Below are 9,920 nucleotides of genomic sequence, written 5' to 3'. Positions count from 1 at the left end.
TAGGATCCCACTTAACCGGAATCACTGCCGCAGGCTTCGTGCGATCAACGTCCTCTGGCGCATAAACCAATACCTCCGCCTTCTCTATGAACGGGGCGTAATTCGTGTACACGTTAAACAAAACAGGTTCGGCTACCTTGCCATCAGAAAAACCAACGCTGGATGGCGCACTAACCGATAAATTAGGTGTGATAACCGCTGGATCTTCCGTTACCCATATCTTGCCCTTCTCCGGCAAATTCAAAACCTTATTCAACGGACGGACAACCGCTTTCTCATTACTTGACATATCATTCGACGCAGATGCCAGTGAAACAGAATTTGGCGAAACCGAGTGCTTATCGTCAAGCGACGATAAATCTTCAGGATTCAAACTAGCCGCATTTACCTCATTAGCATAAGACAACTCGACGATACCAGCAGATATCAATAAACTGGCTAAAAGAGACGTTTTTTTCATGCCAATACAATTCCAAACAGATTTCATGATTCAGCCCTCCACTAAAAACACACTATAGTATTTGCCAAACAAACCCGCACCAAGGAAAAGACAAAATTACTTATCAAAGCCCTACGCCACAAAACAAAAAGTTTATAACTTAAAGCCTGTCAAGATATAAATCCTATTTTTATTCATTTTTTAAATCAGTACTCTTTGGGTAAAATTTACACCTTTAAGGTTTTAAAGTCAACAATTTGTTACGTGTAAATACTTAGCCAATAAGAACTACAGGAAAACATCTGGTCGGCAAAGCAAGCCCACCTCATAGCCATGCCTTTTCGTGCACACCATGCTTTGAAACCGAGTCACTTTCCGCGCAGTATGGCGAAACCGACATCATCTATCGCGGCATCAAGACGCGTGTGCACCACTTTTGTATTTTAGTGCCGCATTGTTACGGCGCAAGTAAATATGACCACCGGTACGCATTGGCACATTGTTCTTGCAAGTGCCGCAAACTCGGGACAGTAGTTTTTGTGCCGACATTTACAAACACTACCAGCGTAATGAGCAAGCCTTGGTTTTGGCGATGATGTAAATGTATGTGCAAGGCGTATTGACCCGCAAGGTGCCAGCGATTACCGAAGAATTGTGCGGTACTGGTTTCTCTAAGTCGCTGGTCAGCAGTCTGTGCGTCAACTTGGATGCGCAGGTCAAAGTCTTTACCAATAGGCATTTAGATGGTGAGTATCCCGTGCTCATGGTGGATGCGATGTACATCAACGCCCGTAACCATGACGACCGTGTGGTTAGTCGCGCCGCACTCACCATGTCAGCGGTGCGCAGCGATTGCTATCGTGAGATTGTTGGGCTTGAAATCGACAACGGTGAGAACGCATTTACTTGGAAAGAAGCCTTTACGCGTCTCAAAGCACGAGGTTTGAAAGGCGTGCAGCTTGTGTGCAAAATAGCATACCCCGCCTGCATCCATTCGCACCGTCGTGCCCCACAGTTATTACGGACGTGCCCGCACGAAAATTATGACACGCCCGCATCTTCATTGTTCCTACTTCCTAGCCTTAATTTTACGCATTGATTCGCCTTCAAGTGCCAAACAATAAGCCCCATGAATCAAACGGTCTAAAATTGCATCAGCAATAGTTGGGTCGTTGAACAGATCATGCCAAGTTTTGTGCGGATATTGACTGGTGATAATCACAGCCCCCGTCATCGACTGTTGGTCAAGTATTTCCAGCAAGACATGCGCCAAGTCATCAGGTACACCGCCCATCCCCAAATCATCAATCACCAACAAACTCTGTCGTGTCAAACTTCGCTTCAGTTTCAATATTGTCCCATCGGCTTGGCTCAATCGAATGTTATCAAACAATGTCGTTGCCGTCATATACAGTACCGACAAACCATGCCGACAGGCTTGAGTGGCCAGCGCACACGCCAACCAACTCTTACCCGTGCCAGTCGCCCCCGTTAAAATCACGCTGTGTCGATGCTTCACCCACTCGCAATTAGCCAAGTTGTTAATTTGCAATCGCTCCAACTTTCGGTCAGATTTGTAAATCACATCTTCCAGCGTCGCTTGCGCGTAACGCAATTTCGCCTTTTTGAGTAATGCAGTAATCCGTCGATTATCCTTGCTCATGATTTCCGCCTCAATCAACAAACTCAAGCGATTGTCAAATGATGATTCTTGGGTTTTACGGTCTTTGGATTGTTTGGCCAACTCAGCCGCCATGCCAGATAAGCGTAGTTGCTGCAACCCTGCTTCAATGGATTGTGTCATACCACACCTCCAGTATTGCCCGCATAATAATCCGCACCACGGATATTGCTGTGGTGAATCGGTTTGGTAGTACTTTGGGTCGGTTCAAACGAGTGACGTTTCAGTACAGAACGAAGCCGTGATACGCTAAAACACTTCATATGAATTACGAATGCACAAGCCGCCTCTAAACTGGCTTGCCAATCATGCTGCCGCACCTCACGTTTCAGGTTAATCAGAGACTTCAACTTCGCGGCATAATGGCGCGTGTCTGATAAGTTTGCTTCCACAAATTGCAAAGTTGCAATGCCTACGTTTCTTGCCCAATCTCGCATATTATCGGGTGTCGTATCATTGGCAAACTGATGATTATCCGGACGATGTGCAGGGTCACTGGTCACCAAGTCCGATGTGACTGCATGACGAGCAATTCGCTCACGTTGCCAAAATACTTCCACTACATCATCTGTCGCCCGCACATCAACGGTTCGATGGGCAAATTGATACGGCACAGAATAACGCTTACCATTGAACAGCACATGGTACGAATCATCCACACGCTGATTGTAAGCCCAAGCACTGTAAGCGTAAGGCAAAATGGGCAATCGTCGCAGTGCAGGTCGATCAATGCTTTCTAATCGTTCAGTTCGGCTGACGGTATAGGTTTTGGTGATGCGTTGGTTCAACTCAATCATCCAATGCTCAATTTGTTGATTGAGTTCATCCAAACTAAAAAACACCTGATTGCGCAGCCGCGCTAAGACCCAACGTTGCACAATCTGCACACCTACTTCAGCCATTGCCTTGTCTTTTGGTCGGCGTGGTCGTGCTGGCACAATGATGAAGCCATAGTGCTCTGCCAATTCAGTATAAGCGCGGTTCAACTCGATTGTCTCTTTGGTGTTTTTAATGACCGCTGACTTGAGGTTGTCGGTGACGATGTATTTGGGCACGCCATTGATGTGTGCCAACATTTGCATATGCGCACTCAAAAAGTCTGTAATCTTTTGACTTTTGACGGCAACAGCAAAAATATAACCCGATGCGCCACATACACCAACAAACACTTGCGCCTTCCAATCCTCACCTGTTTTTTTATCACAAATGGGCATGGTGCGCCCACAGAAATCTATGAAAATGGACTCGCCCGCTCGATGGGTTTGGCGCAGGCTGACTTTTATAGTCTTACGCCACTGGCGGTACTGACGGCAGTACTGTGAATATGAAATCCCGTCATTATTGATGGTGCGATATTCTTCCCATGCCAACTGCATGGTCATATCGCGCTTTTGCATGTCGTTGTGCAAAGTTTGCCAATCAATTGTCGATGTGGCGTGTACTGTGACTTTTGAATGACTGAATAGGCGATACAAGTCATTGTCTTGTATTGTCCGAACATCAAGGTGTTCTGTTTCGATTCTGACTTGAATGCGTTTGACGGTTTTATGACAAACTTGGCACAACCTTGCAATGCTACGGTGGCTTTGTGCCGGATCACTTAATAACTTGCAGACCAAGCGAATGGTTTCTATTGAGGTTTGCATCATGCTTCCTTAAATTTAGGGTGCAGACACCCATGACATCAAACAAAGTGCTTGACATCGAATTGATTTGGAAAGACAATACAAAAAGTCGCCTTGTGGGGCTTGACCGTTTGCATTTAAAAAGACTCAAAGTTTACGGCTTTGGGTCTTTTGTCTTTTTAGGTGTGGGGGTTTAAAGTTGGCTTATCTCGTATACATTCCTTTCAAAACAATTTAAAATAAGATTAAGTGATTGGCTATTGTTTTTCTGGATTGGCTTTTAAGCCCAGCTTAACGGCGATTTCATGCGCTTGACCATATTGCGCCTTGTCAAAGCCGTTAATCACACGATACACAGCATTTCGACGGTAACCATTGTCTGCTGCCCATTCGGTAAATGTCTTGCCTTCGGCTTTAAATTTTGCTTTGATTTCATCTGCAGTCATGGTTGTCCTTTATGAATGATGTTGTAATGCAGAAATCTTACATTAAAAATCCGTTTGGCGCAAATTTAGCAAATAAAAATCCATTCGTCCCAATTTGGGGCTGTAACCGAAAAAGGATCAGTCTTGATAGACCCAAATTCAATAGGTCAGCGTCTTAAAACAATTCGTGCAGATGCCACACAACAAGAGTTTGCAGACCGTTTGGGTGTTGGGCGTGCTACGCTTGCAAGATACGAGGTAGGAGACCGAACGCCAGATGCCGAGTTTTTGCTCAAAGCTTTTTATGCTTGCCAAGTTGATCCACTTTGGCTGCTGACAGGACGTGCTGAATCTGCATCAGTGCTCAGTGCTGACGAGCAAGTACTCATCACCAGTTATCGGGCATTGAATCAAGATTTACGCAATGCAACTTTGCGAGTGGCACTGGGGGGCGTAGCACCGCAAGCCACGTCTGTACCGCTTAATTTTGGGGTTGTGGTTTCAGGGAATAACAACAGCGGAATCTCGGGGCGTGACTATTACGAAAATGGTCCGAAGAAAAGCGATGACGGTTCAAATTGACGGCGATGGAAATCATCACATAGCTGGGCGTGACCTTCACCATGAAACGCATCAGCACTTCTATGTTGAGCATTGTATCAATGTCAGATGTCGCGTCCCCCTTGTTCAAAACGAAAAAGATTATTGCTATGCGTGTCAGGCACAAAAAGACAGAGAGGAAGCTATTGGTTATGTGACCATGCTCTTAATTGGTAGCGTGTTTGTCCTGTGGGGTAATGCGAGTTTTGCGGAATTCATCGGCTTGGGTGAATATGCCAACACGATTGCCTTGATGCTTTATCCATTTGAATGCGCATTTATCATTTGGATTTGGGTGAAGTCAACGTAAAACTGCAACATATATGCAACAAAACAAAACCATTTCAAAAATAAACTCGCTCTCGAACAGGATACATTCACAATCTTGAGCAGCAGCAGCAGCAGCAGCAGCAGCAGCAGCACGGTGAGGGTGAGATTTTGCAAATAAATTTGCCGCGAACGGCTGATAAAAAAGGAAATTTCGCACATGCCGCGCCAGTATTACTACGTAGCCGTATCGGTTTGCGGTTGAGTGATTGAATTGGTACAATGTGCAGTTCTATAATCGACCATAAAAAGACTTTATTGTGAAAACAAAAACATGCTTAACCGTACAAGCGGCAATTTTGGCTATGGCTTTTACCATGAATAACGCTTTTGCTGATACCCCTATAAAAGTTGAAGATGCTATAACCGATAAAGGAAAATTAAAGGTAGATGTTGGTGTTACTTACTCCAACAGTGACAACCAAAATTTTGCAGTGGGCGAATCAGTTTTAGTGCAAACGGGTACAAACTCGTTTGTACAAATTCCCAGCTCGATAAGCGAACAACGAACGAACCAAGACCATTTAATCGGCACTCTTGGCATTCGTTACGGTTTGACAGATAAAGCAGAAATATACAGCCGAACCAGTTACCAATACAGCCAAATACGGAGTAGTGATTCAAATGGTACGTATCAATACAACGAGAATCGGTTAAGTGATACGTGGCTCGGTGTTAATTATCAGTTTAAGAAAGACACTGAAACGCCCGCTGTATTGGGCTTTGCAGAAGTGGCTTTAGCAGAGCGTTACCCTGATAAATTACGCTCGTTTCAGTCTGCTATGGTGGGCGTAACTACGTATAAAGTCATTGACCCCGTTTTATTGTCCCTCAATCTCGCATACCGTATGAGCCGTGCATCAAAACAAGGAGAAAACCGATATAAATCAGGAAATTTCCTAGTTATCAGCCCTGCGGTGGCTTTTGCCGTGAATGACAAAATCACATTAAACGGCGGCGTTCAATGGATTTATAAAAATGCGGATAAGTATAACGATAAGCAAAACACCCACAACCAAACAAGCACCGATATGTTGTGGGGGCTGACTTACTCGCCATCAAAAGATAATATTTTTGATTTGAGCGTGAAGTCTAATATTTCAGGTCAAAAGGGGGCAGACCTGAATTTTAAATGGCAGCATCAATTTTGATGCGTCAAAACCATTGTCCCTATTCAAACTTTAAGGAGTGAAAATGAAAAAAGCAGTTATGGCTTTCGTTATGTTGTTATCGAGTGTATTTTTAGCAAATTCTGTGGCATTTGCAGACGATGTGAAAATTCAAGAACCAACGCCAGTTACAGCCGCAGCACCCGCAACATCGTCCATTTTTGAAATGGGTAAACAGGCAGCGGCTCAATCGCCAGAGGCTTGTGCACAGGCACAGTTATTGTCTCAAGCTGAATTGGACGATACAAAAGGTGCAGCACCGCGTAGCTATACTTATACATGTGTTACTTGCGGAGCTCGTCACGGTGGTGTTTACAGCCCGTACTACTGCTTCAACTGCTGGGGTAAACGTTAATCGTTTAATGATATAAAAAAGAAGATGAATTCATCTTCTTTTTTTCAATGTGATTTTTAAAGGTTATTAAATGCACGAATTACCCGCTGGAATTGCCCCCCATGATGGGCAAGAGTTAGATTTAATGCTTGCAGGAACAAAGCATATAGCCATGCTCGAATGCGTTTATGAAGAATTTGAACCATATCTGCAAAGTGGCCAACTAAAACATATTGAACATAACGAATACACTCATATCATCTATACACCTGATTATGAGCAAGAGGCACAAGAATTTATCAGACTCATAGACGAAGCACGGGCGCGGGGGTTTGTGGCTGATTTAGAGCGGAAAATCGGACGTGCGCTGGGCTATAGTGAGCAGGATATTGAAGTATATCTGCGTCATATTGCTCACTTACTCGTTGAGTGAAAATGCTAAAAAATAGAGGTTATTTATCATCTGTCAAAATTGACCAAAAAATCGAGATTGATTTTAACTCTTACCCGTTCGATATTGCCGCTGTGCAAAGCATCGGAAACATCGAGTTTCATCCTCAAGTTACCTTTCTTGTTGGCGAAAATGGTTCGGGAAAATCAACTGTATTAGAGGCGGTAGCATTGGCATTGGGTTTTAGTGTTGAGGGCGGTACTCAAAATTTTTCACTACGCACGACCGAAGCATCTACTTCTGAATTATATCGAGTGCTGCGATTAAATAGGGGTGTGCCGTATCCAAAAGACAGCTATTTTTTACGGGCGGAAAGTTTCTACAATGTCGCAACCTACATGGATGAAGTAGGTTATTTAGATGGCTATCAAGGCTCATTACATACCCGTTCACATGGCGAGGCATTTATGGCGGTTTTGCTTCATAAACTCACGGGCAAGGGTTTATATTTGTTTGATGAGCCTGAATCAGCATTATCGCCAAGCCGTCAAATGGCGGCACTGTGTGCCATACATAAATTGGTAAAAAAGCAGTCACAATTTATCATTGCCACGCATTCACCCATTTTATTGGCGTACCCTCATGCAAAAATATTGCAATTCGATAAGTCGGGTATTAGTGAGGTTTTTTATGAAGAAACTGACCATTACGCCGTAACACAAGACTTTCTCAATAATCACAAACGGCGCATTGAACAACTGTTATCAGATGAAGACGATTAAATTTATTTTACTGTTGTCACTTTTTGGCACGCTTCGAATTGAAGCCGAGTTTCTCCCGTTGTTACCTACACAGACTATCGTTAAAAACGATTGGAAAAGTCTACGTGATTTATCAGTTGTAAAACAGAATTTTGAAAGTTCTTGCGGTGGCGCATCGTTAGCCACGTTGCTCACTTTTTACTACGGGCAAAAAGTGAGCGAAACGGACATACTTAAAGCACTTGAGAACAACGGGAAAAAAGCCGTGTCTTTCTCTGAGATGCAAAAAATATTGCCTCAATTCGGTTTTCAAGGGCAAGGGTACGCAGCAGGTTATGAGCAACTAAAGCAGTTAAAAATCCCCGTTGTTGTTTATATTAAACTGCGGGGCGAAGACCATTTTTCTGTATTACGCGGCATCAATGATGATACTGTGTGGCTGGCTGATTCTTCGTATGGAAATGTAACATTGAGCAAAGAGCAGTTTTTAGAAGTGTGGCAAACAAGGCAAAATGAGAATAGCGACTTAAAAGGTAAATTTTTGGCGGTATTACCTACGAAGACCGATATTAAAGCCGCTGATAATTTTTTTACAAAACAGCCAAAAAAACAGACTGATTTAGCAATTCGTGCGATTGGAATTTTAAGAAATTGATAGTTTGAGTAATCTTTTGCAAAAACTCGAATTTTCATACAATTTCAGAAAAAGCAAATTCTTTAAGTTTTTTATGTGGGGCGTTGAGCGCGAATAGGTGGGGCGTGTTGATGCGATTAGGTGGGGCACGTCATGCGATTACGCAGCTTGTGGTTTCAGATGCGCGCGAAGGTATTATTGAGTCGGTCAAGCAGCAATTTTCGAGCGCAAGCTGGCAATGTTGCCAAGTCCATTTAATGCGCAACATTTCCACCTGTGCGCCCAGTAAGCTCAAACCTAATGTCATAGAAGCGGCGCGTTTGGTGTTTCAAGCATCCGATATGACCGAGGCACGGCGGAGATTAAAGGACTTGGCTGAGGCATTTCAAGCCCGTGCACCCAAGTCTGTTGACTGTTTGAATGAGGCATTCGATGATGCCATGGAAGCGATAGCGCTTCCGCTCAAGTACCGCAAACGTTGGCGTTCGACCAATATGCAAGAGCGTTTGAATCAGGACGTCAGAAGACGCGAGCGAGTGGTGCGTATATTCCCTAATGATGCTGCTTTCCGCTTAATCGGAGTTGTACCCGCCGATATGAATGAGGCTTGGATGGAGCGGCGATACTTGGATATGGCTGAGTTTTATGAGGCGATTTGTTCCGAGGACTTTTCAAAACCCGAAAAGGCATCAGCTTGATTTTTTAGACCGTATTTACTCGTTGAAACTGAGGGAAATTTACAGTAAATTTTAGACTTGACGCAAACATTGTGCTTTGTCATGCTCTCGCTCCATAGGCAGTAAGTTAGTGAAAACTCATTTTACCTGAGGGCTTGACCTCTAAAAATTACAGCAGTTTACGGGCTTAATCCGTTATTGCCACTCACCTCTTTCAGAGACCAAGACACGCCCTTTACGGTCAATAACCTCCAACGTACCATCTTCTCGAACATTATATTTAACATTGCCGTTTTTAAATTCATAACCTAAAAACTGGCAAGGGGTAACACCATCCCCACACATGCGACTCTTAGAAACACCCTTTAGCTTAATGGATTTCCCATTCGACTTACTCGTACCTGTGTACGAAATCTTTTGGCAAGAGACCTCGCCTTCTGAGCAGTGCTCAACAATTCGCACAATATAGTTTCTTGTGTCTAAAACTCGAGTGGTTTCTGCATGGCTAACGGCGGAAACAAAAAAGAGAGCCAATAATAATTTTTTCATATTATTTCTTAATTGGTTTTTAAAATTTAACTGTTACATCCCACACACTGTTATGTGGATTTTGAATAAACAAACTATCGTTTTCACGGTAGGTGTATAGTATATCGCCAAATGGTGTTCTACAGTTTAACACGATCCGTTTTTGGTTAAAGTTGTACAAGAGAATGTGAGACTTAACATATAGGAGCCAAACGCCTAAAAACAGTGAAGGGAATCTCAACATACAGAGGCTCCCTTACAAAGCATGCTGTTAAATCACACATAGCATATTTACAATCAAGGCAAAGACACCTCAAAGCGTCGGTTAG

At 43.5% G+C, this 9,920-nt stretch carries 13 protein-coding genes and 1 pseudogene; 9 read left to right on the top strand and 5 right to left on the bottom strand.

The features are described 5' to 3' along the window. The coding region (locus tag IE082_RS10800; RefSeq protein ID WP_189493921.1) for a hypothetical protein at window positions 1-487 on the bottom strand (487 nt) is incomplete at its 3' end. Between the two features lie 451 nt (window positions 488-938). Here IE082_RS10800 and IE082_RS10790 point away from each other — a divergent pair. After that, window positions 939-1,538 (top strand): annotated as a pseudogene (locus IE082_RS10790) (transposase). Here IE082_RS10790 and istB read toward each other — a convergent pair. The 3 genes from istB to IE082_RS10775 all read right to left on the bottom strand — a co-directional run bounded on the left by istB (window position 1,509) and on the right by IE082_RS10775 (window position 4,191). Further along, complete coding sequence (gene istB, locus IE082_RS10785; RefSeq protein WP_189493919.1) at window positions 1,509-2,243, bottom strand: IS21-like element helper ATPase IstB; 735 nt, start codon at window positions 2,241-2,243, stop codon at window positions 1,509-1,511. The pseudogene IE082_RS10790 and the gene istB overlap by 30 nt on opposite strands. Beyond that, the gene (gene istA / locus IE082_RS10780) at window positions 2,240-3,769 is read right to left on the bottom strand and encodes an IS21 family transposase (protein WP_189493918.1); all 1,530 of its coding nucleotides are present in this window, start codon (window positions 3,767-3,769) and stop codon (window positions 2,240-2,242) included. Before istA ends, istB begins: the two co-directional genes overlap by 4 nt. Before the next feature lie 233 nt (window positions 3,770-4,002). Then, entirely contained in the window at window positions 4,003-4,191 is a 189-nt protein-coding gene (locus IE082_RS10775) for a DNA-binding protein (protein ID WP_189493917.1), read from the bottom strand. 123 nt (window positions 4,192-4,314) lie between these two features. Between IE082_RS10775 and IE082_RS10770 the strand changes: the two genes are divergently transcribed. The 8 genes from IE082_RS10770 (at window position 4,315) to IE082_RS10735 (ending at window position 9,084) form a co-directional block, all read left to right on the top strand. Continuing rightward, entirely contained in the window at window positions 4,315-4,752 is a 438-nt protein-coding gene (locus IE082_RS10770; RefSeq protein WP_189493916.1) for a helix-turn-helix domain-containing protein, read from the top strand. Then, window positions 4,736-5,080 (top strand): hypothetical protein, encoded by a 345-nt coding sequence (locus IE082_RS10765; RefSeq protein ID WP_189493915.1) that lies wholly within the window; start codon window positions 4,736-4,738, stop codon window positions 5,078-5,080. Before IE082_RS10770 ends, IE082_RS10765 begins: the two co-directional genes overlap by 17 nt. A gap of 277 nt (window positions 5,081-5,357) precedes the next feature. Further along, complete coding sequence (locus IE082_RS10760; protein ID WP_189493914.1) at window positions 5,358-6,248, top strand: hypothetical protein; 891 nt, start codon at window positions 5,358-5,360, stop codon at window positions 6,246-6,248. Window positions 6,249-6,291: 43 nt separating this feature from the next. Beyond that, entirely contained in the window at window positions 6,292-6,621 is a 330-nt protein-coding gene (locus tag IE082_RS10755) for a hypothetical protein (protein ID WP_189493913.1), read from the top strand. Between the two features lie 70 nt (window positions 6,622-6,691). Next, window positions 6,692-7,033 (top strand): hemocin immunity protein, encoded by a 342-nt coding sequence (locus IE082_RS10750; protein ID WP_189493912.1) that lies wholly within the window; start codon window positions 6,692-6,694, stop codon window positions 7,031-7,033. A 2-nt stretch (window positions 7,034-7,035) separates the two neighbouring features. After that, complete coding sequence (locus IE082_RS10745) at window positions 7,036-7,773, top strand: AAA family ATPase (protein WP_189493922.1); 738 nt, start codon at window positions 7,036-7,038, stop codon at window positions 7,771-7,773. After that, the gene (locus tag IE082_RS10740) at window positions 7,760-8,407 is read left to right on the top strand and encodes a C39 family peptidase (protein ID WP_189493911.1); all 648 of its coding nucleotides are present in this window, start codon (window positions 7,760-7,762) and stop codon (window positions 8,405-8,407) included. The genes IE082_RS10745 and IE082_RS10740 overlap by 14 nt, the downstream gene beginning before the upstream one ends. 110 nt (window positions 8,408-8,517) lie before the next feature. Continuing rightward, on the top strand, window positions 8,518-9,084 hold the full coding sequence (locus tag IE082_RS10735) for a transposase (protein WP_229809832.1): 567 nt from the start codon (window positions 8,518-8,520) through the stop codon (window positions 9,082-9,084). 174 nt (window positions 9,085-9,258) lie between these two features. Here the strand turns inward: IE082_RS10735 and IE082_RS10730 are convergent, their stop codons facing one another. Then, on the bottom strand, window positions 9,259-9,612 hold the full coding sequence (locus tag IE082_RS10730; protein ID WP_189493909.1) for a hypothetical protein: 354 nt from the start codon (window positions 9,610-9,612) through the stop codon (window positions 9,259-9,261). Window positions 9,613-9,920 lie beyond the last annotated feature (308 nt).

It is taken from the genome of Formosimonas limnophila (assembly GCF_014652675.1).
Classification (GTDB): domain Bacteria; phylum Pseudomonadota; class Gammaproteobacteria; order Burkholderiales; family Burkholderiaceae; genus Hydromonas; species Hydromonas limnophila.
Note: the sequence above shows the minus strand (reverse complement) of the source record. Positions and strands in the feature narration are given on the sequence as shown.